We start from the raw sequence: 23039 nt of genomic DNA, 5'->3' as shown, positions 1-23039 counted from the left end.
CAACGACCGCTTCGGGTCGAGGCTGTGTGAAAACTCGTTGAAGTATGACATTCAGGGGTCTTCTCACCATTAACCTAGTCAAGAAAAACGCATACAGTGCGATCTGAGAGGTCAATTTTTTGCCGAGGTCAGTGTCTGATGCGTTTTCACACAGCCTCGGTCGAAAACGGCCGGTCGCTAGTGCGGGTTCAGCCGGGGAACGCAAAACGTATTCCAGATGCACAAAAAACGACGTTTCTGGGCCCGTACATGCCTGCGATAGGTAGCGAGTTCTTTCCCAAGGGCTTCCCCTTAGAGAACGCTCCCTGCCTATCTTTGAGCCAGCAGCCGCTACGACAGTAAAGAGATGGCATTGAGCTTGCCAGAAAATACAAAATATTGTATAAATCTCGCATGCCGCCATCCAAGCCTGTCGAGTTCCTCGGAACCTCACTTGATGATCTTCGCGCCTTCCCACCCTCTGCCAAGCGCGAAGCGGGTTACCAGATCGATCAGGTGCAAAACGGTTGGGAGCCGGACGACTGGAAGCCTATGAAAGCAGTGGGCCAAGGTGTCAAAGAAATCCGCGTTCACGATAGTGAGGGCGCTTTCAGGGTCATCTACATCGCCAAGTTCGCCGATGCCGTCTATGTGATCCACTGCTTTCAGAAAAAGACGCAGAAAACCAACAAGGCGGATATAGATCTGGCCTCGAAACGTTATCGAGACCTATTGCAGGAACTAAGCAAATGAGCAACCAACGATTTGCCAGCATCTGGGATGCCATCGAAGACACTCAGGAAGTCGCGGAAAACATGAAGCTTCGTTCAACCCTGATGACGGCGCTTAGGCACCACATAGTCCACGCCAAGATGAGTCAAGCCGAAGCCGCCAAGATTTTTGGCGTGACCCAGCCCCGCGTCTCTGACCTGATGCGTGGAAAAATCAATGTTTTTGGTCTTGATGCACTGGTCAATATGGCCGCTGCCGCTGGACTGCACATTGAGATGCGCGTACTTGAGCCTGCCTAGGGCTGGGCCCAAGGTTTCGAGTCAAAAACTTTGGAATAAAAGTCTGCAAACCCGCATGAAATCGACACGTTTTTGACACTTTTTGGAATACGATTTGGCTCGAAACCCGCATAAACATTGACTTTGATAACGGACCTGTCACGCCGGGGGTCGCGGGTTCGAGTCCCGTCCGCTCCGCCAGAAATTCCAAAGCCCTGCATTGAAAAATGCAGGGCTTTTTGTTTGCGCGAATCGTTTTCGACCAGCCTGGGGCTGGTCGATTTCGAAAACTCCGCGCCCGCCACTAATCAGTTGCCACCTTATCCAGCAACGTCATCAACAACCTGCGCTCATCCGCCGTCAGCTTCGAGGCAATCATTTTCTCGTAGCCCCGCGTCAGCGTATTCAGGCGACTCAGCTCGGCATACCCCGCCGGCGTCACTGCCAGCGCATAACTACGCCGGTCTTCAGGTATAGCCTGGCGTTCAACATACCCTAACGACTCCAGCGAGTCGATGACCTTCACCACACCCGCCCGGGTAATACCCAGCATTTCGGCCAGCACCGTTTGGTTAATGCCCTGCTGGGTAGCCACAATACTTAGCGCCGTCATACGACCAGGCGTCAAAGAATCGGGGCCGAGCACCCGAAACAGCACTTCGTAAGAACGCACCTGCGCCCGCTTGATGGCATAGCCCAGCGAATCGCGCTGCAAATCAACGTACGTCAGTGGCGGATCAAGTTCGGTCGTTGGCGCGCCGTCATTAGAGATGTTGTCGTTAACCAAGGGTTTGCACTTATAGAAGAGAATTCGTCAAATATATAACATAAGTTCATTGTTAACCGCATTAACAATATACCTGCTTTACCCACATAAAAACAGCATCAGGAGACAAACCATGAAACTCAAAAGCGCAGTCGCGGTTGCCCTTGCCTCGGCATTCATGTCGCAGGCCGCTTTGGCCGACATCACCATCGGCGTCAGCACCTCGCTCACGGGTCCCGGCGCATCGTTGGGCGTACCTGTACGCAATGCCACCACATTGTGGCCTGCCGAAATTGCCGGCGAAAAGCTTGTGGTTACCATTCTGGACGATGCCGGCGACCCGACCGCAGCCACAAAAAACGGCTGGCGCTTTGTAGAAGACAAGGTTGACCTGATGGTAGGCGCCGCCAACACACCGGCAACCATCGCCCTGGCCCAGGTAGCCAACGAAGCCAAAGTACCCCAGTTGTCGCCGGCCCCGGCCGAGCTGCCCGAAGGCAAAGACTACTGGACATTTCGCGTCGTGATGCACGCCAAATACTACACCGACGGCTTGCTTGAACACATGAAAGCCAACGGCGTTAAAACACTCGCCTTCCTGGGGCTGTCTGACGCCTACGGCGAATCGTACCTGCAGGCTTTCAAAGAAAAGGCCGAGGCGGCCGGTATCAAGCTGACCACCATCGAGCGTTTTACCCGCGCTGACAACAGCGTCGCCGGCCAGGCCCTGAGCGTTGTTGCCGGCAACCCAGACGCCGTCGTGGTAGTTGCCGTAGGTGGCGGTGCCGCCCTGCCCCAAAAAGCACTAAAAGAGCGTGGCTACCAAGGCAAAATCTATCATACCGCCGCGTCAGTCTCGCCCGACTTCCTGCGCCTTGCCGGCAAAGACGCCCAGGGTGCCCTGGTCAGCTCCGGCCCCGAGCAAGTTGCCGAACAGCTGCCCGACAGCCATCCCGGCAAGGCCAACGCCGTCAAATTCGTGAAAACCTACGAAGACAAATTCGGCGCCGGCACCCGCACCCAGTTTGCCGCCCACGTTTACGACTTTGCCCTGATCCTGGAAAAAGTCGTACCAGTGGCGCTTAAAACCGCCAAGCCCGGCACACCCGAGTTCCGCACGGCGCTGCGCGACGCACTTGAAAACTACGGCGAAATTGCCACCACCAAGGGTATGCTCAAGTACACCCCGCAAGATCACTGGGGCTTTGGGCCCGACGCCCGGGTCATCATTACACCCAACGGCAACGACTGGAAACTGTCCAACTAAAACCCCAGGCTTGCACGTCCTCTGGCCCCGCACAACCCACTGGGTTGTGCGGGGTGTTTCGGCAACATCCTCCCTGGTATCACCATGAACTCCTTCCAAATCAGCGCGATTCTGATTCAGGACGGCATCACGACGGGCGCCATCTATGCGCTGCTCGGTATGGCGCTGGTCCTGGTCTTTGCCGTCTCGCGCGTCATGTTTTTTGCGCAAGGCGAGTTCGTCGTCTATGGCGCCTTGTCTTTGGCCTGGCTCAACACGGGCAAAGTCCCTGGCACGGTGTGGCTGCTGGTTGGCATGGCCCTGCTGGCCGGCCTGTTCGACGCCCTCGAAGCCCACCGCGACCGCGACTACCGTCAGATCGGGCGAATTGCGCTGACAAACGTGGTTGCCCCGCTGGCCTTGGCCGCGCTTACCGTGTGGGCGGCATCCAGCCAGCTCCCGTTCTTCTTTCAGTGTCTTATTGCCCTGATCATCGTAACCGCCCTGGGCCCGCTTATTTACCGACTGGTGTATCAGCCCATGGCCAATGCCAGCATTTTGGTTCTGCTTATTGTGTCGGTGGGCATCCACTTTGTGCTGGTCAGCTTTTCCCTTATTTTCTTCGGCGTCGAAGGCTACCGTACGCCGGTGTTCTGGGATGGCTCTATCAGCCTGGGCTGGCTGCGCATGAATGGCCAGAACGTCATTGTGGTGGCCGTCACCACCTTGCTGATCATCGCACTGGCGGTGGTATTTAACCGCACGCTGTGGGGCAAGGCGCTGCGCGCCGCCGCTTCAAACAACGTCGGCGCGCGGTTGCTGGCCATTTCAGTGTCGTTTTCGGGCAAGCTGTCCTTCACCATCGCCGCCTTTATCGGCGCGCTGTGCGGCATGCTCATTGCCCCCATCGTCACCATCTATTACGACTCGGGTCTGCTCATTGGCCTTAAAGGCTTCGTCGCCTCGATTTTCGGCGGGCTGGTCAGCTACCCCATGACACTCGTCGGCGCACTGGGCATCGGGATCGTCGAATCATTCTCGTCGTTCAAGGCCAGTGCGTATAAAGAAGCCATTGTCTTCCTGCTGGTCGTCCCCGTGCTGCTGTGGCTGTCGCTGCGCAGCGGTACTCACGAGGAGGATCACTAATGAACCGCCTTACCCTGTTGATCTGGCTGCTCATCGCCAGCGTACCCTTCCTGCCCGTCCCCGACTTCTGGATCACACAAGCCAATTACATCGGCCTGTATGCCCTGGTCGTCGTCGGCCTGGTGTTGCTTACCGGCATAGGCGGCCTGACATCGTTTGGCCAGGCCGCGTTTGTGGGCATCGGCGCCTATGCCACGGCCGTACTCACCACCCAGTACGGCTTTTCGCCCTGGTTGACACTGCTTGCCGGCTTGCTTATTACCGGCGGCAGCGCCTACATCATTGGCGCCATTACGTTGCGCATGTCGGGCCACTACCTGCCGCTGGCCACCATTGCCTGGAGTATTGCCCTGTATTACCTGTTCGGCAGCGTCGAAGGGCTGGGCAAGTACGACGGTATTGCCAACCTGCCTTCCATACCCTTGTTTGGATGGGACCTGGACAACGGTCGCGCCATGTACTGGCTGATCTGGGCCTGCCTGGCTATCGGTTGCTGGGCCATGCTCAACCTGCTGAACTCCCGTCCCGGGCGCGCCATCCGTGCCTTGAAGGGCGGCGTGCAAATGGCCGAATCGATGGGCGTGAACACGGCCCGCATGAAGATCCTCATCTTTGTCATCGCCGCGCTGTTTGCCTCGGTCTCGGGCTGGCTGTTTGCCCACCTGCAACGCGCCATCAACCCCACACCTTTCGGGCTGACCTTCAGTCTTGAATACGTGATCATGCTGGTTGTCGGCGGGATCGGCAGCGTGTGGGGCGCCATCCTGGGTGCCGGCGTGGTCAAGCTGCTCCAAGACCAGTTGCAAGTGCTCATGCCTGCCCTGTTCGGCACGGCCGGCAACTTCGAATGGCTCGTCTTTGGCCTGATTTTGATCTTGTTGTTGCGCTTCGCCCCCGATGGCATGTGGCCCTGGATAACACGTCTGTTGCCACGCAAAACACCACCCCCGCTGGCAACGGCCCCTGCCCTGCCACGCCGGGCGCCCACGGCCAAAGGTACCGCACTGCTCGACGTCCAGGGGGTTCGCAAAACCTTCGGCGGCCTGGTTGCGGTCGACAACGTCAGCTTTCAGGTCAAAGCCGGCGAGGTCGTCGGCCTGATCGGCCCCAATGGCGCCGGCAAATCGACCACGTTCAATTTGGTCACCGGCCTGCTGCACGCCAACGACGGTACCGTGTCGTTCATGGGGCAACGCATCGAGACTCAAACCTCGCGCGACATTGCCGCGATGGGCGTGGCCCGCACATTTCAGCACGTCAAATTAATTCCCAACATGACGGTGCTCGACAACGTCGCCTTGGGGGCTCATCTGCGGGCCGATGTCGGTGTAGTGTCTGCCACTTTGCACACCGACCGGCGTACCGAAGCTTCGATTCTTCAAGAGGCCGCCCATGCCCTGAAGCGCGTGGGGCTTGAGGAACACATGTACACCGAAGCGGGTAACCTGGCCTTGGGCCAGCAGCGCTTGCTTGAAATTGCACGTGCCCTGTGTTGCGACCCGGTGCTGTTGCTGCTCGACGAGCCGGCGGCAGGCCTGCGCGCCTTCGAAAAGGAAGCGCTGGCCCAGCTGCTGTCCAGTCTGCGCGATGAGGGAATGGGTATCTTGATCGTGGAGCACGACATGGAGTTTGTCATGCAGTTAACCGACCATATTGTGGTGATGGTGTTTGGCCAGAAAATTGCCGAAGGCCCGCCGGCCACCATCCAGACCAACCCTGCCGTCCTTGAAGCCTATCTTGGGGGTGTCGAATGAACACTGCTGCCCCCATTCTTGAAATCAGCAACTTCAGCGCCGGCTACGGCAAGGTCACGGCCCTGCACGAGGTGTCGTTAAATGTGCCGCATGGCAGCATCGTGACGGTCATCGGCCCGAACGGGGCCGGCAAATCTACCTTGCTCAATGCCATCATGGGCGTCATCCGCAGCACTGGCGATGTCCGCTTCGAAGGCCAGTCTTTAGCCCGTAAAAACGTCGAAGCACGAGTCATGGGCGGCATGTCGCTGGTACCCGAACAGCGCGCCCTGTTTGCCGACATGACCGTACTCGACAACCTGCAACTGGGCAGCTTCCGACGCCACCGCGCGCGCGAAAGCCAACCCATGGATCAGCTGGACTGGGTGTTTTCGCTGTTTCCGCGACTTGCCGAACGCGCCAGCCAGTTGGCCGGCACGCTGTCGGGCGGCGAACGCCAGATGCTGGCCGTAGGCCGCGCACTCATGGGCAAACCCCGGTTGCTCATGCTCGACGAACCCAGCCTGGGCCTGGCGCCGCGAATCGTCAAAGAAGTACTTGAAGTGGTCGGCAGCCTGCGCGGACACGGCGTCTCGACCTTGCTGATTGAACAAAACGCCCGCGCCGCGCTTCGGTTGGCCAACTATGGCTACGTATTAGAGAACGGACGTATTGTGCTGGAAGGCGAAGCCGGCGCGCTGGCCGAGAACCCGAAAATCGCCGAAAGCTATCTGGGCATCTCTGCCTCAAAGAATACCGCGCCCGTCACGGCGTAAACCCAATTTAAAGGAAATACTCATGACTCAAAACACCAACCCCGAAATTCTGGTCAAGGTCCAGGTCGAAGACGACATCGCCACGCTTACCCTGAACCGCCCCGAAAAGCGCAATGCCCTGAGCCTGCGCGTTGTCGAACAGTTACGCCAGGCCTTCGAAAACCTGCCCGACACGGTTCGCGTCGCCATTCTGGCCGGCGAAGGCGTGCATTTTTGCGCCGGCCTCGACCTGTCCGAACTGTCTGAAACGACGACTGCCGAGGGCGTGCAGCACTCCTTCAAGTGGTACGAAGCGTTCTCGAAAATCCAGTTTGGCCGCTTCCCGGTCATTTGCGTCATGCAAGGTGCAGTGGTGGGCGGCGGGCTTGAACTGGCCTCGGCCGCCCATGTGCGCGTCGCCGACGACACCACATACTTTGGCTTGCCCGAAGGCCAGCGCGGTATTTTCCTGGGCGGTGGCGGGTCGGTACGCGTCTCCAAGCTCATCGGCTTTTCACGCGTGACCGAAATGATGCTGACCGGGCATGTACTGGATGCCAAAGAAGGCCTGGCCATCAACCTGACCCACTACGTCACACCCCAAGGTCAGGCCATGGAAAAGGCGCGCGAACTTGCCCGCAAAATAGCCGGCAACGCACCCCTTTCAAATTTCGCTATCATGAATGCTTTACCCCTGATTGCTGAACAACCCATGTCGCATGGGCTGTTCACCGAGGCCCTGATGGCCTCGATTACGCAGGGCGCCCCAGAGGCCAAAGAGCGCGTCAATGCTTTTCTTGAAAAACGCGCCGCCAAAGTAAGCCTGGGTTAAGCAGGACAAGGAGACAAACCATGACCACAGATAACGCCGCATTTCGCGCCCTTTCGTTGGGCCCCCACGAAGCCAGCCTCGAGCAACGCCCCGATGGCAGCTCGATTATGCGCAGCACCGACCCGCTGCAAGATTACCCGCGCTGCTATACCGAACCCCTGCTGCACTGGGCTGCCGAGCGCCCCGACGCCACCTTGCTGGCGCAGCGCGACAGGCAAGGCCAGTGGCGCCACTTAACTTACAAAGACGCTGTGAAACGCATGCAGCATCTGGGGCAGGCCCTGATCAACCGTGGCCTTAGCGCCGAACGGCCGCTCATGATTTTGTCTGAGAACAGCATCGAACATGGCCTGCTGGCGTTGGCTGCACAGCACGTCGGCATCCCGTTCGCGCCTATTTCGCCGGCCTATTCCCTGCTGTCAAAAAGCGCCGAACGCGTCCGTCATGCCGCCGACCTGCTCACGCCCGGCGCTGTTTTTGCCTACGATGCCGCCCGCTACGAACACGCCATTAAAATTGCCATCCCCGAAAACGTTGAACTGATTTTCGTCGAAGGCAGCATCGACGGGCGCACATGCACACCCTTCAGTGCGCTTGAAGCCACCGACGTCACCGACCAGGTCGACACCGCGCATCAGGCCATTACCGGCGACACCATCGCCAAATTCCTGTTTACCTCGGGCTCGACCAAGCTGCCCAAAGCGGTTATCAACACCCAGCGCATGGTCACCAGCAACCAGCAAATGCTGCTGCAGTGCTACCCCTTCCTGCGTGAAGAAGTCCCGGTACTGGTCGACTGGATGCCCTGGCACCACACGGCCGCCGGCAACAACAACATTGGCGTCGTCATTTACAACGGCGGCACCATGTACATCGACGAAGGCAAGCCCACGCCCGAAGGCATGGTTGAAACACTGCGCAACCTGCGCGAAGTCCCGTCGACCATGTATTACTCGGTACCCAAGGGGCTTGAAGTACTGGCCCACGAAATGAAACGCGACCCGGTACTGCGCGAATGCTTCTTCCGCAAAATGCGGCTTATCTTCCCGTGCGGCGCTGCACTGCCTGCACCGCTTAAAAAAACCATCGACGAACTGGCCATTCAAACCGTGGGCGCCCGTATCCCCATGACCACTGGCCTGGGCATGACCGAAAGCGCGCCCTTTGCCATTTCGGCGCACGTCCCCAACTGGCAAGCCGGCGTTATTGGCATCCCGGCACCCGGGTGCGATGTAAAACTGGCGCCTTGCGGCGACAAAACCGAAGTTCGCTACCGTGGCCCCAACATCACGCCGGGTTACTGGCGTCAGCCCGACCTGACCGCCGAAAGTTTCGATGAAGAAGGATTCTTCTGCAGCGGCGATGCCGCCATCATGATCGACGACCAAAACCCCAGCGCCGGCCTGCGTTTCAATGGCCGCATTGCCGAAGACTTCAAGCTGATCAGCGGCACCTGGGTCAATGTCGGGGCCATGCGTTCGCAAATCATCGCGGCCGGCGCACCGTACATTCACGACGCCGTCATTACCGGCCACGACCGCGACGAGCTGGGCATGATGATATTGCTCTTGCCCACCGCCACAGCGCTGTCACCCGCCCTGACCGAAGGCGCACCACTGGCCGAAATTGCCACCAATCCCGACGTCAAAGCCTGGGCCCAAAACCTGCTGAACCAGCTTGCCGCACAAGGCACGGGCAGCTCGAACCGGGTTGTGCGGGCGCTGCTGCTGCGCGACCCGGCCCTTATGGAGCTGGGCGAAATGACCGACAAGGGCTCGATCAACCAGCGCACCATGCTGAAAACCCGCGCCGCGCTGGTCGAAAAACTTTACGCCACGCAACCTGACGACGATCAGGTCATGCTGGCCCAACCTCATTCTGTAACTGCCTGAAAGGACGCTGTATGACCGAGCAGAAGCCCCTCGTTGCGATCGATATCCACATCCACGCAACCGTCTCGACCCGCAACCCGCCCGACGAAGTGGCCATTGCCTTCGACAAGGCCATGGCCGAGTACTTCAAAGAAAAAATGCCCCGCCCCACCATCGCAGAAACGGCTGCCTACTACCGTGAACGCAACATGATGGCGGTCATTTTCACGGTCGACACCGAACGGGCCAACGGTCAAGTCCGCATCTCGAACGAAGAAGTCGCCGAAGAAACGGCCAAGCACAAAGACGTGCTTATCCCGTTTGCCAGTATCGACCCGATGCGCGGCAAAATGGGTGCCCGCGAAGCCCGCCGCCTGATCAACGAATTTGGCATTCGCGGCTTCAAGTTTCACCCATCGGCACAAGAGTTCTACCCCAACGACCGCGCCGCCTACGACTTGTACGAAGTTATCGCCGAAGCCGGCCTACCCGCTATTTTCCACAGCGGCCAAACAGGCGTTGGCGCGCGCATGCGCGGCGGTGGCGGCGTACGTTTAAAGTACTCCGACCCCATGTTCCTTGACGATGTCGCGGTCGACTTCCCCGACATGCCCATTGTCATTGCCCACCCATCGTTCCCGTGGCAAGAAAATGCACTGGCCGTGGCCACACACAAGCCTCAGGTATATATCGACCTGTCCGGCTGGTCGCCCAAATACTTCCCGCCCATTCTGGTCCAATACGCCAACACCATCCTGAAAGACAAAATGCTGTTCGGCTCCGACTTCCCCGTCATGACGCCCGACCGCTGGCTCGAAGATTTCGACAAAATCGGCATCCGCGACGAAGTCAAGCCGCTTATTTTGCGCGACAACGCCGTACGCCTGCTGGGCCTGGACAAAGACCCGGTGTATGGCCGCTATGCGCGCCTCAAGCCCCCTACACAAGACGGCTGCTGCTAAGGAACTGAAACATGGACATGAAAGATACCCCCGTCATCATCACCGGCGGCGCGTCCGGCCTGGGTGAAGCCACGGCCGAGCGCCTGACCGCCCAGGGCGCCAAGGTGGCCATTCTTGATATTCAAATGGATCGCGCCCGCGACGTGGCCACACGCATCGGTGGCCTGGCTATAGAATGCGACGTCACCAGCCCCGACAGCGCGCAAGACGCTATTGCCCAGGCCCGCGCAAAGCACGGCGTTGCGCGCGTGCTGGTCAACTGTGCCGGCGCCGGCACAGGCAAACGCGTGGTCGGGAAAAGCGGGCCCATGCCCCTCGAAGACTTCACCAAAGTCATCAACCTGAACCTGGTGGGCAGCTTCAACATGACCCGCCTCGCGGCGGCCGACATGATCGCCAGCGACCCCATCGGCGAAGAGCGTGGCGTTATCTTGTTCACCACATCGGTCGCAGCCTACGAAGGCCAGATCGGTCAGGCGGCCTACGCGGCTTCGAAGGGCGGCCTGGTGTCATTGACGATTCAGCTGGCGCGCGAATTCGCGCAATTTGGCGTACGGGTCATGTCGATTGCCCCCGGCATTTTCCTGACCCCGCTGCTCTACACCGCCAGCCCCGAAGTCCAGGCCTCGCTGGCCAGCTCGATTCCGTTCCCGAACCGTCTGGGGCAGCCGGCCGAGTTTGCCGACCTGGCCAGCCACATTATTGGCAACCGCTACCTTAACGGTGAAGTCATCCGCCTTGACGGCGCAACACGCCTGGCCCCCCGCTGATCATGCTGCACTACACGCCCCCTTCGCAAGACCTTGCGTTCATCCTGAACGACGTACTTGACGCCAATGCGGTGTTGTCGGCGCTCCCCCGTTACAGCGGGGTGGGTACCGACGTATTGCTGCACATTGCCGACGAAGCGGGGCGTTTTGCTGCCGAGCAGGTCTTGCCGTTGAACCACACGGCCGACCAGTCGGGTTGCACCTGGCAAGATGGCAAGGTGGTCACCCCCCCAGGCTTCAAACAGGCCTATGCGCAATATTGCGAACTGGGCTGGCCCTCGATGTGCGCCGACGAAGCCGACGGCGGGCAGGCCTTGCCCCGGCTGGTCTTCAGTATCACCAACGAAATCCTCTCGGCCGCCAGCCATGCCTTCGTCATGTACGCTGCGATTCATCATTGCGCATCGGCCTGCCTGCGGCATAGTGCCACCGAAAGCCTGCAACGCCGCTGGCTGCCCTTGCTGGCCACCGGCCAGGTGACCAGCTCTATGTGCATGACCGAGCCTCACGCCGGGTCGGACATCGGGCTGTTAAGCACACGGGCCGAGCCCGCGCCAGACGGCAGCTACCGTATCACCGGGCAAAAAATCTTTGCCAGTGGCGGCGACCACGACCTGACCGAAAACATTGCGCATTTAGTACTGGCCCGCATTGCCGGCGCGCCAGCCGGGTCACGCGGGCTCAGCCTGTTTCTGGTGCCAAAAATACTCGACGACGGCCAAGCCAACCCCATTTTTTGCGATGGCATCGAACACAAAATGGGGTTGCACGGCAGCGCCACTTGCAGCTTGCGTTTCGAATCGGCCCAAGGGTGGCTGGTGGGCGAACCCAACAAAGGGCTCGCGGCCATGTTCCCCATGATGAACGAAGCACGACTGCTGTCGGGCCTGCAAGCCCTTGGCATTAGCGATCTGGCCTTCCAGAATGCACTGGCCTACGCCCAAGAGCGTCGGCAAGGCCGTGCTGCAAACGGCGGGCAACCCGCCCCCATCATCAACCACCCCGACGTGCAGCGTATGCTGCTAACGCAAAAAGCGTTTACCGAGGGCGGGCGCGCCTTTGTGCACTGGGTGGCCCTGCTCATTGACCAGGCCGACTGGGCCACCGACGCCCAAACCCGTCAAGACACGGCCAACCTGGTCGGGCTGCTCACGCCTGTCATCAAGGGTTTCCTGACGGAGAACGCGCAAACCAGCACGTACAACGCGTTGCAGGTGTTCGGCGGGCACGGGTTTATTGCCGAAACAGGTATCGAACAACTGGTGCGAGACGTGCGTGTAACCACCATCTACGAAGGCACAACCAGCATTCAGGCCCACGATCTGTTAACCCGCAAAGTGCTGGCCGACAACGGACAACGGCTGGGCCTGCTGCTGCACACCATTAAGCAATGGGCCGCAGCACAACACCCCGAACACACCTTTTTTACGCAGGCTGCCCTGAACACCGTTGCAAAACTGGATGCGGCCACCCGGCATCTGGCCCTGCGCTACACCGAAAACACCGAGCTGACCTTGCAGGCGAGTGTGGCCTACCTGCGGTTGGCCGGCCATACGGTGCTGGCCTATTTGTGGGCGCGGTGCGCGATTGCCGCAGCCCAGGCCGCCAACGCTGGCCCTTGGCATAACGCCAAAATAGAAACGGCCAGGTTTTATATCGAACACTTGCTGCCCGAGACCGACCAGTTGCTGGCCGCTATTCAGGCGCCGGCACGCCCCTGGGCCGATGCCCTGGCTGCTTAAAAAGCATTAGCCAATAATTATTTACCCACCGGGCCATGGCTGCCTTGCCAAGGTTTGCGCGCCTGTCGCCCTGCCGGGTCGTACGATTAGCTATTTAAAGTAAGCCTTGAACTCGTCAGGTACGCTGGCGCCTTTAATGCCGCCATCTTCGGTGTACTGGGCCCAGGCACGCAGCTCGTGACCGGTGGCCACCAGGCGGTCACCGCACTTGACGGTGTAAGGCACACGAAAACGACGTTCTGCCCATTCGATTTCACCGGCTTCAATAGTAATGACGTCGTCATAAGCCCCGGGCGAACGGAACTGGGCGCCGACGTCGACCAATGGCGTAACGCCCTTGAGCTTGTGACGAATGTCGCGCTGGCTTAGGCCACGGCTACGCAGCAACCCCTGGAACGTGCAATCGAACCAGTAGAAATAATTGGGATAAAACACGATTCCGGCTTCATCACAATCACCCCATTCGATGGTGACCTCTTTCGTGTACAAACTCATGCGTCAAATCTCCGCCAAGCAAAAGGCATGATGATAGCGGGTAACCCCGGCCGACGTCATTTTTACAATTACTTACCATTGATGACGGCATGGAATTGCACCTTGTTCAGATCAAATTTAAATGAAAAATAAAAGAAATTAATTAAATTTGAATAATTTTCATAACAACTTAACCGAACTTTAAATTCCGCCACACTTGCCCGCGTCACAAGCCCTCACTAACATACAGTCCGGTTAATTATTTTTATGTGGGTTTCCATGGAAGCTGTCGCCATTTCTCGTAACGAAGCCGCGGGCACAAACAACGCCGCCGATCGCTGGTCGGTCAAATCGGTGCTTGCGCTTTACGAACTGCCGTTTCCCGAACTGATGTATCAGGCGCAAACTGTGCACCGTCAGCACCACGACCCCAGCGCCGTGCAGCTGTCCAGCCTGCTGTCTATCAAAACCGGCGGATGCCCCGAAGACTGTTCGTACTGCCCGCAGTCCTCGCGCTACGACACGCCCGTCGAGAAAGACGACCTGCTCCCCATCGAAGAGGTATTGCAAGCGGCGCGCGAAGCCAAAGCCAGCGGTGCACAGCGGTTCTGCATGGGGGCCGCCTGGCGCTCGCCCAAAGCCCACCATATCGATGCCGTTGCCGACATGGTGCGGCAAGTCAAAGCCCTGGGCCTTGAAACCTGCGTTACCCTGGGTATGCTCAAAGACGGCCAAGCCGAACAGCTCAAGGCCGCCGGCCTCGACTACTACAACCACAATCTTGACACCTCACCCGAGTTCTACGGCAAGATCATTTCCACCCGCACCTACCAAGACCGCCTCGACACGCTCGAGCGCGTGCGCGACGCCGGCATCAATGTCTGTTGTGGCGGTATTGTCGGTTTGGGCGAATCGCGCCGCGAACGCGCCGGGCTTATTGTGCAGTTGGCCAATATGTCGCCGTATCCCGACTCTGTCCCCATCAACAACCTGGTCAAGGTCGAAGGCACCCCCTTGTACGACACCCCCGATATCGATCCGCTCGAATTCGTGCGTACCATTGCCATTGCCCGCATCACCATGCCCAAAACCTATGTCCGCCTCTCGGCCGGGCGCGAAGAAATGAGCGACACCATGCAAACCTTGTGCTTCATGGCCGGCGCCAATTCCATTTTTTATGGTGAAAAACTGCTCACCACGGGCAACCCGCAGTTCGTCGAAGACCAGAAGCTCTTCGAGCGGTTGGGCTTGCACGCTGATACCCACCACTCGCACCCGCACAACTAAACTAAACGCCCTTATGTTGCACTGCGCGGCGAGTCATTCCAGACACCCGGCGGTGCACCATGCAACGCATCACACACGCTCCAGGCCGCGCCGCCCATCGTGTCAAACAAGCCAGGCGGTCAACGCCTGCTCGTCGGTTCACAACATCATGCCCTGATCCGGCAACAAGCCGCATACTGCCATAAAACGCCATGACTACCCTTGCCCTGAGCATTTGCTGCAGTGTGGCGGTTTCTGTACTGCTAAAAATAGCCCGCAGCCGCGGGGTTCATATTGGCCAGGCTATTGCCGTCAACTACGTGGTTGCATCGGTACTGTGCCTGGCGCTGCTTAAACCCTCAATACCTGCCCTGCTGACCCCGTCACACCAGTGGTGGCTGCTGGGCGCGCTGGGTGTCGTGTTGCCCACAGTGTTTTTAATCATGGCGGCGGCAGTACGGCACGCGGGCATTGTCCTTAGCGACGCGGCACAACGGTTGTCATTGGTTGTGCCGCTGCTGGCGGCATTTTTATGGTTCGGCGAGGCGTTAAGCACAACCAAACTAATGGGCGTGATACTGGCGCTGGCTGCGCTGGCCGGGTTGTTATTACGGCCGGCAGGCCGATTTGCAGTCGGCCTGACCACCATCGCCTGCCTGCTAGGCGTGTGGGCGGGCTATGGTGCCATCGACATCTTGTTCAAAACCCTGGCCAGGCAAGGCCAGGCGTTCTCCACAACCCTTCTGGGTGCTTTTGCGCTGGCCGGTATCATTATGTTTGTGGGCTTGGCCGTGCGCCGCAGCCCCTGGACCATAGCCGGCATCAATGGCGGCGTAGCGCTGGGCCTGCTGAACTTCGGTAATATTTACTTTTATATTCGCGCCCACCAGACATTTCCCGAGAACCCCAGCCTGGTGTTTGCGTCGATGAATATCGGCGTGATTGTTTTGGGAACGCTCACTGGTGCGCTGCTATTTGGCGAGCGGTTAACGACCCCGAACAAACTAGGGATTGGGCTTGCGGTCGGGGCTGTCTGGGTGCTCTTCCGGGCCTGACCCGGGCGCAGTCACCTCGAGGTTGGTGTGCGCCACGTTAGGGTCGACACGGGGCGGCAAAAGGTCGGCAGACTCGGCTTCGGATTGCCCTTCACCCGAATCAACGTGGCCAGACTCCATCGCCAGACCAGATCGCGACCCGGCCTGATCAGCAGGCCCGGCATCAGCGCCATCAGGCGACGATGCACTGTCTGTTACCCCGGTTTCCGGCCCCACTTCGTGCGAAATATCGGTTTCAAGGTCGACGCGCGGGTCGAGCGCCGCGACCACCGGCGCTGTTTGCAGATCGGTCATGGGTACAAACTGCGTTGGCGCGTCTTGACTAAGATTCTGCCCGGTCACCGACTGCGGCCGAACATACAGCACCAGCATGGCCGAACACACCGCCACAAACACAAAGAACATATTGGGGTTGATTTCGCGCATGACACCGCCCACGATCAGCGGGCCCAGGCACGCACCCAAACCGTACACCATCAGCAGTATGGCGCTTAGCCCCACACGGCGTTCGGGCTCGACGTTGTCATTGGCAAATGCCGACGCAATGGGGTAAAGCGTGAACTGAAAAATACCGAAGACCGCAGAAATGACCAGCAGCGCCCAATAAGGCAGCACAAACCAGCCCCATAACGGAACACTGATGAGCAGCAGGACCATGGCATTGAAACGCAACAAAGAAGCCCGGTTCATGCGGTCGGCCAGCCAGCCCAAAGGCCACTGAGACACCAGGCCGGCGGCAACGGCGGCGGCCACAAACATGGCCACCTGATCGCTGGACAGATTTTGCTTATAGGCAAATACCGGCCCCAGCCCGTAAAACGCGCCCGTCAGCGCCCCGGTCAGGAACACCACCGCCAGGCACATGGGGACGCGTGACAGGTAATAGCGCGGCATGATGGGTACCGGCTCGAGGATGGCCGGGTGCAGCCGCCGTGTTAGTGCCACCGGCAACAAACACAACACCGAACACATGGCGGCAAAAATAAGCGGCTGGTAGTCGAGGTCGGGGAACAGCGTGAGCGAAAACTGCCCCAACACCGTACCCAACCCCGAAAACACCATGTAAAACGCAAAGACACGACCGCGCAAGGCATTGTCGGTTTGTTCGTTCAGCCAGTTTTCGATGACCATGAACTGCGTCACCATGGCCAGCCCGGCCAGAAACCGCAGCCCCACCCAGACCCACAGGTTGTCGACCAGCGCCTGCGCCAGTACCGCCACCGTAACCACGGCAGCCGACGACGCATATGCCCGGATGTGACCCACCCTGCCAATCAGCCGGTGGCCGTTTCGGGCCCCCAGTACCAGGCCCAGGTAGTACACCGCAATCAGTGCACCCACCCACACTTCCGACACCTGGGCTTCGGCCAGACGAATACCCAGGTAGGTGTTGAACAAACCTGTACCCAGCAACAACAACAGCGTTGCAAAGTACAACGAAAAAAACGAGACAACGGCACCCATCATGCCGTGTTGATTCCTTGCGTATTGATCATGCTTGCCTTAAAAAAAAGAAGATTACAGTTGCTTGAGCATGGTGGCGGCATCGCTGACTGCGTAGCCACCGCCGTTTTCAAGATTAAGCTGCGTGACGACACCATTGTCGACCACCATTGAATAGCGCTGCGAACGCACGCCCAGGCCACGCTCGACCAGGTCAAGCTCAAGGCCCAGCGCGCGTGTCCAGAGGCCGCTGCCGTCGGCCATCATTCGAATACGGCCGTCGACTTTTTGGTCGCGGCCCCAGGCGCCCATGACAAAAGCATCGTTGACGGCCACGCACCAAATTTCATCGATGCCTTTGGCTTTCAATGCGTCGTGGTGCTCGAGGTAGCTGGGCACGTGCTGTGCCGAACATGTGGGGGTAAACGCCCCGGGTACCGCAAACACAGCAATTTTCTTGCCTTTGGTCAGTTCGGAAACCTTAAACGCGTTAGGCCCCAGGCTGCAACCTTGCGTTTCGATTTCGATGAATTCGGTCAGTGTGCCTTCAGGAAGGGTGTCACCGGTTTTGATTGTCATGGCGGTCTCCGAGATAAATCATTGAAAAAATAAACATTCTAATACCAGCACGTCATGGCCTTGTAACGCAACCCTGCCAGAATCGTGGTCTTGAAAAGCATACACGCCCGTTATTGCAACCGGACGACACTCATGATCTTGCCCAAGATTTCTGCCGCCATTTTATCGATGGCCACCTACGGATCGGCCTACGCTGCCGCCGACCGCCAGCTGTGCATTTCTTTCGAGCAATGGGTGGTTATGGCCGGCGCCACCAATGGCGCGGCCTGCGTGTTTGGCGCTGACCTGCCCGATGCCAACCTGCACCGCATGACCGCTCGCCAGAACTTTACGCGCTTTGCCGACGAGCACAATTTAACGCTGGAGGAATTTGACCCGCTGTTCGAACGCGGCGTGATTGAAGGCCAAACGCTGGTCAAACGCCGGGCCGCCATTATTGTGCCGCGTCACGACCACCTGCTGCGCGGCTTTCATCATGACAAGGTCATCGACTACGCCAAAATCCGTCACGCCCTGACCCCGGGCTGACGCAACAGCGGCGCTTCGCCCACAACGCAGCCAGAGCTGGCGTCACGTTAGCAATGGCAGTCGCTATCGCTATCCCAGTCGCAGTCGCAGTCGCAGTCGCAGTCGCAGTCGCAGTCGCAGTCGTCAAAGCATATCGGCATTGCGTATATCATTAGTCTTTTATAAAGACAGCAATCCCGAGACGATGAACAAAGACGAAGCGCTCACCCTGAGCCACCTCGACGAATCCGGCCAAATCAAAATGGTCGACGTCGGCAATAAAACACCCACGCAACGCAGCGCCACCGCGCAAGGCCGCGTCAAAATGAGCGCGCAGGCGTTTGCCCTGCTCACCGCCAAAGACAACGCCAAGGGCGAAGTCCTGAACACGGCTCGCGTTGCCGGCATCTTGGCCGCCAAACGCTGCGCCGAGCTCATCCCCCTTTGCCACAGCCTGCCCCTCAGTTTTGCCGGCGTCGATTTCGCGCTCGACGACGCCACGCACACCATTACCATCTCGGCCACCTGCCGCACCGACGCCAAAACCGGCGTCGAAATGGAAGCCATGACAGCCTGCAGCATCGCCGCATTAACGGTGTACGATATGTGTAAAGCCGCCGACAAAGGCATCATTCTGGAAACCATCAGGCTGATTCATAAATCCGGAGGAAAAAGCGGTGAGTGGCACAGCAATTAACGTTCTTTATTTCGCCCAGGTCGCCGAACTAACCGGCACGCGCCTCGAGTCGTGGCCCTTGGCCGAACCTGTTTCCGGCGCCCAATGGCTCGAGCAGCTCGAGGCCCGTTACCCGCAGTTAGCGCCGGCCCAGCGCCTCAAGCTTGCCGTCAACCAGTTTCATGTCAAGCATTCGGTCGTCATCAACCCGGGTGACGAAGTCGCGGTGTTCGAACCCGTCACGGGGGGCTGATATGGTTATTGTCCAAACCGAAGACTTCAACGCCGCCGAACTGACAGCCGCGCTGCGCAAGCGCCATGCCGGCCAGGCCGGCGCATTGGTCACCTTTACCGGCTATGTGCGCGACTACACCGAAGGCCAGGGCACACACACCCTGTTTCTTGAGCACTACCCGGGCATGTGCGAACGCGAAATTACCGACATTTGCCAACAGGCCATTGAGCGCTGGCAGGTGCCCGAACCCACCGTCGTTCATCGTGTTGGCGAACTGCACAACGGCGAACAGATTGTTTACGTGGGCGTTGCCAGCGCACACCGGGGCGACGCGTTCCGGGCCTGCGAATTTATCATCGATGCCCTGAAAACACGTGCCCCCTTCTGGAAGCGTGAAACCCTGGCCTCGGGTGAACGCTTCTGGGTGCAACAGCGCGAATCAGACGCCGAGAAAACCGCCCAATGGGCGCACGACACCCCGAACAACGCGAAGGAGTCATCGTGAGTAAAGCCGATACCCAAGCCCCAAAAGTTGCCCTGAACTGCGCGGTGCTGACTATTTCCGACACACGCACCCCAGACAACGACACCTCGGGCGACTACCTTGACCATGCCCTGACCGAAGCCGGCCACCAGTGCGTGCGCCGCGAGATCAGCAGTGGCAACATTTACCACATTCGCAAAATTATCAGCGACTGGGTCGCCGACCCCGATATCAACATTATTCTGACCAACGGCGGCACCGGGTTTTCTCATCAGAAATCAACTGGCGCCGCTATTACGCCCTTGCTCGACATGACCATTGCCGGGTTTGGCGAACTGTTCCGCCATTTGTCGTATCTCGATATTGGCACCTCTACGCTGCAATCCGACGCGTTTGCAGGAGCAGCCAACAACACACTTATTTTCTGCATGCCAGGGTCGACCAGTGCCTGCCACACCGCCTGGGAGCGCATCATCAAAGAGCAGCTCGACAGCACGCACCGCCCCTGCAACTTTGCCACCCACTATCTTAAGCCCGGAAACAAGACATGAATAACGCCATGCTTGACTTCGACGAGGCCCAACGCCGCCTTTCAGAAGCCGGCAGCGCGCCTGCGTCGGCCCAAACCTGCGCGCTGTCTGCAACGTTTGGCCGCGTGCTGGCGCAAGACATCGTCGCCCGCGTCGACTTGCCCCCGGCCGACAACAGCGCCATGGACGGTTACGCCATCCGTTACGCCGATTACGCCCCTGGCAAGGCCCTGCCCATACAGCAACGCTGTTTTGCGGGCGAGTCACCACAAGCCCTTAAACCCGGGCAAACCATTCGTCTGTTTACCGGCTGTGTCATGCCCGAAGGGGCCGACACCGTTGTCATGCAAGAAGACACGCTGGAACAAGACAACACCCTGACCATCACAACCCCGCCAGCCCAGGGTGCTCATGTTCGGCTGCGCGGTGAAGATGTCGAGCAAGACCAGGTTGTGCTGTCTGCAGGTACGGTGGTGCGCGCCCCCGAAATGGCCATGCTGGCCTCGCAAGGCATCCACAAAGTTCAGGTGTGGCCGCGCCTGCGTATCGGCATTCTGACCACCGGCGACGAACTGGTCGCCCCCGGCCAGCCATTGGGCCCTGCACAAATCTACAACTCGAATGGCGCCATGCTGGCCGGCCTGGTCCAACACATGGGCGCCGATGTCGTGCATACGCTGCACGCCGCCGACACCCACGAAGCCATCGAAGCCGCTTTCCAGACGCTGCTTGAAGACTGCGATCTGGTGTTGACGGTGGGCGGTGTTTCGGTGGGCGAAAAAGACCTCGTCAAGCCCACACTGGAACTGCTGGGCGGCAAGCTCGACCTCTGGAAAGTGTGTATGAAACCCGGCAAACCTGTGGCCCTGGCCACAGCACGAAACAAGCCGGTGGTCTGCCTGCCCGGCAACCCGGTATCGGCTTTTGTGGTGTTTGCCTTATTGGTATCGCCGCTGGTTCGGCGCCTGCAAGGGCGCGCCAATGTTTTGCCGCCCGTAGGTTATGGGCGTTTGCGCACGCACAGCCAGTTTCACGAAACCCGCGAAGAATTTTTACGCGTGCAGTGCAAACCCAACGCCAAAGGCATGCCGGTATTGGTCCCCTACGCGCTGCAAGGTTCGGCCATTATCAGTGCCCTGCCCTGGGCCTCGGGGTTGGCGCGCATTCCGGTCAATACGGTGGTGGGCGACGACGACATCGTGGCCTACTACGACTTTGCCCACTGGCTGTCTTAAGACTTTTACCCCGGGTCGGCCTGCGCCAGCGACTCGGGGGTATTGATATTCAAAAATTCGCGCTCGTGCGCATCGAAGCACACTTCGCGCCCCCCTGCCTGTTGCTGCCATAACCGCACCTTGCGGTCGCCGCCCAGCAAGTAAGCACGTAACGACGCGGCCAGCGACCGGTGCACCAGCATGCACAACGGAAACGACTGCGACGGCGTACGCGCGCTGACCAGCAACACGGCATGGCGGCTTGCTTCGTCGGCCAAACGGTCAGCCCAATGGGCAGGCACGCACGGCGTGTCGGCCGGCAACACCAGCATCCAGGGCGTTTGCACGCCCACCAACGCACTGGCTACCCCGGCCAGGGGCCCGGCATCGGGGCCATACACGGGGTCATCGGCCACCACGTTGCCGTAAGCCGCGTAAGCCTCGGCATTACGATTGGCACTGACCCACACCTGCGCCACCCTGGGGGCAAGGTAGTCGTGGACATACGATGCCAGCGGCCGCCCTTTTAACAGGGCAAGCCCCTTGTCTGCCCAGGGTTCGCCCACGCGCTGGAAACGCGTGGCCTGCCCCCCGGCCAAAATCAGGCCGGTGATATTGGCCGGTGTCGGGGGGAGCGTGTCAGCCACCGATATAGCTCATCTCGATTTTGGCCCGCGTTGTACCGGCTTTGCCGCGCACTTCTGAGTAGCGATCGGCCCGGCCCGTCCAGATGCCGGCAATATGCCCGGCCAGTTCGGCGTCGGACCCGCCGCTGCGCACGAGCGTGCGCAAGTCGTAGCCCTGATCGGCAAACAGGCACAAGAACAACTTACCTTCAGGCGACATGCGGGCGCGAGAACAGTCGCCGCAGAATGGATGAGACACGCTGGTAATAACGCCGATTTCGCCCGCACCATCAAGGTAGCGCCAGCGCTCGGCGACTTCGCCTACATAATCGGCCTGCACTGGCGCCAGCGGAAACTCGGCGCCAATGCGATCGAGCATTTCGCGCCCGGTCAGGACTTCGGACAAGTCCCAGCCGTTGGTCGAGCCGACATCCATGTATTCGATAAATCGCAGAATATGCCCACTGTGACGGAAGTGGCGCACCATCGGCATGATCTGATCGTCGTTCAGGCCTTTGCGCACCACCATATTGACCTTGACCGGCGCCAGGCCGACGTCGGCGGCCGCCTCGATGCCGTCGAGCACGGTGTCGACCGACACCTGGCTATCGCTCATACGCTCGAACAATGTCGGGTCGAGGGCATCGAGGCTGACAGTAACGCGTTTCAAACCCGCGTCTTTCAGTGCCCGAGCCTTCTTGCGCAACAGCGTGCCATTGGTCGTTAATGTCAGCTCAAGGGGCTTGCCCTCGGGTGTTTTCAGCTGGGCCAGCATCGCCACCAGCTTTTCGATGTCTTTGCGCAGCAAAGGCTCACCGCCAGTTAGCCGGATTTTTTGCACACCCAAACCCACCGCCACACGGGCCACCCGGGTAATTTCCTCGAAGCTAAGCAACGACGAATGCGGCATGAACGGATAGTCGGTGTCGAACACCTCGCGCGGCATGCAATACGTACACCGGAAGTTGCAACGATCGGTGACCGAAATGCGCAGATCGCGCAGGGGCCGCTGCCGGGTATCGACCAACGCTTGCCCGGGCTGCCAGTCAACATAAGGCAGCTCGCCCTGCACATCGGGCACGCCCTTGGCCATAAAAATGACTTTACTCATTGCTTTGTCTTTGTGGTTGTTATTCAT

At 59.2% G+C, this 23039-nt stretch carries 25 protein-coding genes; 19 read left to right on the top strand and 6 right to left on the bottom strand.

Features of this window, described 5'->3' with window-relative positions; all coding sequences use genetic code 11:
• Nucleotides 1-393: 393 nt before the first annotated feature.
• Together GTU67_RS07150 and GTU67_RS07145 are read left to right on the top strand one after the other, a co-directional pair.
• The gene (locus GTU67_RS07150) at nt 394-732 is read left to right on the top strand and encodes a type II toxin-antitoxin system RelE/ParE family toxin (protein WP_185779413.1); all 339 of its coding nucleotides are present in this window, start codon (nt 394-396) and stop codon (nt 730-732) included.
• Nucleotides 729-1010, top strand: coding sequence for a helix-turn-helix domain-containing protein (locus GTU67_RS07145; RefSeq protein WP_053244314.1), 282 nt, complete (start codon nt 729-731; stop codon nt 1008-1010). The genes GTU67_RS07150 and GTU67_RS07145 overlap by 4 nt, the downstream gene beginning before the upstream one ends.
• A gap of 283 nt (nt 1011-1293) precedes the next feature.
• Here GTU67_RS07145 and GTU67_RS07140 read toward each other — a convergent pair whose 3' ends face one another.
• Nucleotides 1294-1776, bottom strand: coding sequence for a MarR family winged helix-turn-helix transcriptional regulator (locus tag GTU67_RS07140; RefSeq protein ID WP_221893305.1), 483 nt, complete (start codon nt 1774-1776; stop codon nt 1294-1296).
• Nucleotides 1777-1888: 112 nt separating this feature from the next.
• Here GTU67_RS07140 and GTU67_RS07135 point away from each other — a divergent pair, with 112 nt between their 5' ends.
• From GTU67_RS07135 to GTU67_RS07095, 9 genes are all read left to right on the top strand, one after another.
• The gene (locus GTU67_RS07135; protein ID WP_185779412.1) at nt 1889-3022 is read left to right on the top strand and encodes an ABC transporter substrate-binding protein; all 1134 of its coding nucleotides are present in this window, start codon (nt 1889-1891) and stop codon (nt 3020-3022) included.
• A gap of 84 nt (nt 3023-3106) precedes the next feature.
• On the top strand, nt 3107-4147 hold the full coding sequence (locus GTU67_RS07130; protein WP_185779411.1) for a branched-chain amino acid ABC transporter permease: 1041 nt from the start codon (nt 3107-3109) through the stop codon (nt 4145-4147).
• Nucleotides 4147-5901, top strand: coding sequence for a branched-chain amino acid ABC transporter ATP-binding protein/permease (locus GTU67_RS07125; RefSeq protein WP_185779410.1), 1755 nt, complete (start codon nt 4147-4149; stop codon nt 5899-5901). The genes GTU67_RS07130 and GTU67_RS07125 overlap by 1 nt, the downstream gene beginning before the upstream one ends.
• Complete coding sequence (locus GTU67_RS07120) at nt 5898-6656, top strand: ABC transporter ATP-binding protein (RefSeq protein ID WP_185779409.1); 759 nt, start codon at nt 5898-5900, stop codon at nt 6654-6656. Before GTU67_RS07125 ends, GTU67_RS07120 begins: the two co-directional genes overlap by 4 nt.
• A gap of 22 nt (nt 6657-6678) precedes the next feature.
• Nucleotides 6679-7467 (top strand): crotonase/enoyl-CoA hydratase family protein, encoded by a 789-nt coding sequence (locus GTU67_RS07115; RefSeq protein WP_185779408.1) that lies wholly within the window; start codon nt 6679-6681, stop codon nt 7465-7467.
• Between the two features lie 20 nt (nt 7468-7487).
• Entirely contained in the window at nt 7488-9359 is a 1872-nt protein-coding gene (locus GTU67_RS07110) for a feruloyl-CoA synthase (RefSeq protein ID WP_185779407.1), read from the top strand.
• Nucleotides 9360-9370: 11 nt separating this feature from the next.
• Nucleotides 9371-10300 (top strand): amidohydrolase family protein, encoded by a 930-nt coding sequence (locus GTU67_RS07105; RefSeq protein ID WP_185779406.1) that lies wholly within the window; start codon nt 9371-9373, stop codon nt 10298-10300.
• A gap of 11 nt (nt 10301-10311) precedes the next feature.
• The gene (locus GTU67_RS07100) at nt 10312-11070 is read left to right on the top strand and encodes an SDR family NAD(P)-dependent oxidoreductase (protein WP_185779405.1); all 759 of its coding nucleotides are present in this window, start codon (nt 10312-10314) and stop codon (nt 11068-11070) included.
• Nucleotides 11071-11072: 2 nt separating this feature from the next.
• On the top strand, nt 11073-12812 hold the full coding sequence (locus tag GTU67_RS07095; RefSeq protein ID WP_185779404.1) for an acyl-CoA dehydrogenase: 1740 nt from the start codon (nt 11073-11075) through the stop codon (nt 12810-12812).
• 90 nt (nt 12813-12902) lie between these two features.
• Here the strand turns inward: GTU67_RS07095 and GTU67_RS07090 are convergent, their stop codons facing one another.
• Nucleotides 12903-13307, bottom strand: a complete 405-nt coding sequence (locus GTU67_RS07090) for an acyl-CoA thioesterase (RefSeq protein WP_093969330.1) — start codon at nt 13305-13307, stop codon at nt 12903-12905.
• 258 nt (nt 13308-13565) lie between these two features.
• Between GTU67_RS07090 and bioB the strand changes: the two genes are divergently transcribed.
• Both bioB and GTU67_RS07080 read left to right on the top strand, forming a co-directional pair.
• Entirely contained in the window at nt 13566-14573 is a 1008-nt protein-coding gene (gene bioB / locus GTU67_RS07085; RefSeq protein WP_185779403.1) for a biotin synthase BioB, read from the top strand.
• A 191-nt stretch (nt 14574-14764) separates the two neighbouring features.
• Nucleotides 14765-15607 (top strand): EamA family transporter, encoded by an 843-nt coding sequence (locus tag GTU67_RS07080; protein ID WP_185779402.1) that lies wholly within the window; start codon nt 14765-14767, stop codon nt 15605-15607.
• On the opposite strand, the gene GTU67_RS07075 is transcribed toward GTU67_RS07080, so the two are convergent.
• Nucleotides 15557-17074, bottom strand: a complete 1518-nt coding sequence (locus tag GTU67_RS07075) for an MFS transporter (protein WP_185779401.1) — start codon at nt 17072-17074, stop codon at nt 15557-15559. The genes GTU67_RS07080 and GTU67_RS07075 overlap by 51 nt on opposite strands.
• Nucleotides 17075-17125: 51 nt before the next feature.
• A complete protein-coding gene (locus GTU67_RS07070) occupies nt 17126-17629 on the bottom strand; it encodes a peroxiredoxin (RefSeq protein WP_185779400.1) in 504 nt (167 codons plus the stop codon).
• Nucleotides 17630-17761: 132 nt separating this feature from the next.
• On the opposite strand from GTU67_RS07070, the gene GTU67_RS07065 reads away from it, so the two are divergent.
• The 6 genes from GTU67_RS07065 to GTU67_RS07040 all read left to right on the top strand — a co-directional run bounded on the left by GTU67_RS07065 (nt 17762) and on the right by GTU67_RS07040 (nt 21296).
• Complete coding sequence (locus GTU67_RS07065; protein ID WP_185779399.1) at nt 17762-18157, top strand: hypothetical protein; 396 nt, start codon at nt 17762-17764, stop codon at nt 18155-18157.
• Between the two features lie 184 nt (nt 18158-18341).
• A complete protein-coding gene (moaC, locus tag GTU67_RS07060; RefSeq protein ID WP_185779398.1) occupies nt 18342-18833 on the top strand; it encodes a cyclic pyranopterin monophosphate synthase MoaC in 492 nt (163 codons plus the stop codon).
• On the top strand, nt 18814-19065 hold the full coding sequence (locus tag GTU67_RS07055; protein ID WP_185779397.1) for a MoaD/ThiS family protein: 252 nt from the start codon (nt 18814-18816) through the stop codon (nt 19063-19065). The genes moaC and GTU67_RS07055 overlap by 20 nt, the downstream gene beginning before the upstream one ends.
• Before the next feature lies 1 nt (nt 19066).
• Nucleotides 19067-19552 (top strand): molybdenum cofactor biosynthesis protein MoaE, encoded by a 486-nt coding sequence (locus tag GTU67_RS07050; RefSeq protein WP_185779396.1) that lies wholly within the window; start codon nt 19067-19069, stop codon nt 19550-19552.
• Nucleotides 19549-20082, top strand: coding sequence for a molybdenum cofactor biosynthesis protein B (gene moaB, locus GTU67_RS07045; protein WP_346726998.1), 534 nt, complete (start codon nt 19549-19551; stop codon nt 20080-20082). The genes GTU67_RS07050 and moaB overlap by 4 nt, the downstream gene beginning before the upstream one ends.
• An 8-nt stretch (nt 20083-20090) precedes the next feature.
• The gene (locus tag GTU67_RS07040) at nt 20091-21296 is read left to right on the top strand and encodes a molybdopterin molybdotransferase MoeA (protein WP_185779565.1); all 1206 of its coding nucleotides are present in this window, start codon (nt 20091-20093) and stop codon (nt 21294-21296) included.
• Between the two features lie 5 nt (nt 21297-21301).
• Here GTU67_RS07040 and mobA read toward each other — a convergent pair whose 3' ends face one another.
• Both mobA and moaA read right to left on the bottom strand, forming a co-directional pair.
• Entirely contained in the window at nt 21302-21922 is a 621-nt protein-coding gene (gene mobA, locus GTU67_RS07035; protein ID WP_185779394.1) for a molybdenum cofactor guanylyltransferase MobA, read from the bottom strand.
• Complete coding sequence (gene moaA, locus GTU67_RS07030; RefSeq protein ID WP_185779393.1) at nt 21915-23012, bottom strand: GTP 3',8-cyclase MoaA; 1098 nt, start codon at nt 23010-23012, stop codon at nt 21915-21917. The genes mobA and moaA overlap by 8 nt, the downstream gene beginning before the upstream one ends.
• Nucleotides 23013-23039: the final 27 nt, after the last annotated feature.

The organism is Pusillimonas minor (assembly GCF_014237865.1).
Taxonomy (GTDB): Bacteria; Pseudomonadota; Gammaproteobacteria; order Burkholderiales; family Burkholderiaceae_B; genus Neopusillimonas; species Neopusillimonas minor.
Note: the sequence above shows the minus strand (reverse complement) of the source record. Positions and strands in the feature narration are given on the sequence as shown.

Coding starts and splice junctions, on each gene's coding strand:
- GTU67_RS07080 (WP_185779402.1), top strand. CDS start 14,765: ATGACTACCCTTGCCCTGAGCATTTGCTGCAGTGTGGCGGTTTCTGTA.
- GTU67_RS07100 (WP_185779405.1), top strand. CDS start 10,312: ATGGACATGAAAGATACCCCCGTCATCATCACCGGCGGCGCGTCCGGC.
- bioB (WP_185779403.1), top strand. CDS start 13,566: ATGGAAGCTGTCGCCATTTCTCGTAACGAAGCCGCGGGCACAAACAAC.
- moaA (WP_185779393.1), bottom strand. CDS start 23,012: ATGAGTAAAGTCATTTTTATGGCCAAGGGCGTGCCCGATGTGCAGGGC.
- GTU67_RS07115 (WP_185779408.1), top strand. CDS start 6,679: ATGACTCAAAACACCAACCCCGAAATTCTGGTCAAGGTCCAGGTCGAA.
- GTU67_RS07090 (WP_093969330.1), bottom strand. CDS start 13,307: ATGAGTTTGTACACGAAAGAGGTCACCATCGAATGGGGTGATTGTGAT.
- GTU67_RS07130 (WP_185779411.1), top strand. CDS start 3,107: ATGAACTCCTTCCAAATCAGCGCGATTCTGATTCAGGACGGCATCACG.
- GTU67_RS07120 (WP_185779409.1), top strand. CDS start 5,898: ATGAACACTGCTGCCCCCATTCTTGAAATCAGCAACTTCAGCGCCGGC.
- GTU67_RS07075 (WP_185779401.1), bottom strand. CDS start 17,074: ATGATGGGTGCCGTTGTCTCGTTTTTTTCGTTGTACTTTGCAACGCTG.
- GTU67_RS07070 (WP_185779400.1), bottom strand. CDS start 17,629: ATGACAATCAAAACCGGTGACACCCTTCCTGAAGGCACACTGACCGAA.
- GTU67_RS07095 (WP_185779404.1), top strand. CDS start 11,073: ATGCTGCACTACACGCCCCCTTCGCAAGACCTTGCGTTCATCCTGAAC.
- GTU67_RS07065 (WP_185779399.1), top strand. CDS start 17,762: ATGATCTTGCCCAAGATTTCTGCCGCCATTTTATCGATGGCCACCTAC.
- GTU67_RS07110 (WP_185779407.1), top strand. CDS start 7,488: ATGACCACAGATAACGCCGCATTTCGCGCCCTTTCGTTGGGCCCCCAC.
- GTU67_RS07105 (WP_185779406.1), top strand. CDS start 9,371: ATGACCGAGCAGAAGCCCCTCGTTGCGATCGATATCCACATCCACGCA.
- GTU67_RS07145 (WP_053244314.1), top strand. CDS start 729: ATGAGCAACCAACGATTTGCCAGCATCTGGGATGCCATCGAAGACACT.
- moaC (WP_185779398.1), top strand. CDS start 18,342: ATGAACAAAGACGAAGCGCTCACCCTGAGCCACCTCGACGAATCCGGC.
- GTU67_RS07150 (WP_185779413.1), top strand. CDS start 394: ATGCCGCCATCCAAGCCTGTCGAGTTCCTCGGAACCTCACTTGATGAT.
- GTU67_RS07050 (WP_185779396.1), top strand. CDS start 19,067: ATGGTTATTGTCCAAACCGAAGACTTCAACGCCGCCGAACTGACAGCC.
- GTU67_RS07135 (WP_185779412.1), top strand. CDS start 1,889: ATGAAACTCAAAAGCGCAGTCGCGGTTGCCCTTGCCTCGGCATTCATG.
- GTU67_RS07040 (WP_185779565.1), top strand. CDS start 20,091: ATGCTTGACTTCGACGAGGCCCAACGCCGCCTTTCAGAAGCCGGCAGC.
- GTU67_RS07125 (WP_185779410.1), top strand. CDS start 4,147: ATGAACCGCCTTACCCTGTTGATCTGGCTGCTCATCGCCAGCGTACCC.